The organism is Bradyrhizobium sp. 142, assembly GCF_023074015.1.
Classification (GTDB): domain Bacteria; phylum Pseudomonadota; class Alphaproteobacteria; order Rhizobiales; family Xanthobacteraceae; genus Bradyrhizobium.
The window spans coordinates 1-502 of record NZ_JADPKQ010000114.1 but is presented as its reverse complement, the minus strand read 5'-3'; the positions used below and the strand labels follow the sequence as shown (position 1 = coordinate 502).

General features: G+C 63.3%; 1 protein-coding gene. It reads left to right on the top strand.

From position 1 onward, the window contains the following. The coding region (locus tag IVA82_RS11745; protein WP_247386888.1) for a transposase at positions 1-473 on the top strand (473 nt) is incomplete at its 5' end. Between the last annotated feature and the right edge of the window lie 29 nt (positions 474-502).

Genomic DNA, 502 nt, shown 5'->3' with positions numbered 1-502 from the left:
TTTGCTATATGGGCCACGCCACCATGGAGAACCGGCATGGGCTGGCGGTGGCCGGCAGGGTCACGCATGCCAATGGCACCGCCGAACGCCGGGCTTCGGAGACCATGCTGAAGGCGAGACGCAAAGCCGCAGGCCGCCGCATCACGGCCGGTGAGGACAAGGCGTACGATACCGCCGATCATGTCGCCAATCTTCGCGCCATCGGTGTGACGCCGCATGTGACGCAGAACCAGGCCGTCACCAAAACCGGCAAGACCCGCAACAGCGCCATCGACGAACGAACCACGCGGCATCCGGGCTATGGCATGTCGCAATCGCGCCGGGCGATGGTCGAGTGCATTTTCGGATGGGGCAAGCAGCATGGCACCATGCGCAAGACCAAACATCGTGGCATCGCTCGCGTCGCCGCCGACTTCCTGCTCAATTTGATCGCCTATAACCTGATCCGCATTCCCAAACTGCTTGCCGCTTAGCCTCCCTGCCCCAGGGGGCACCCAACACC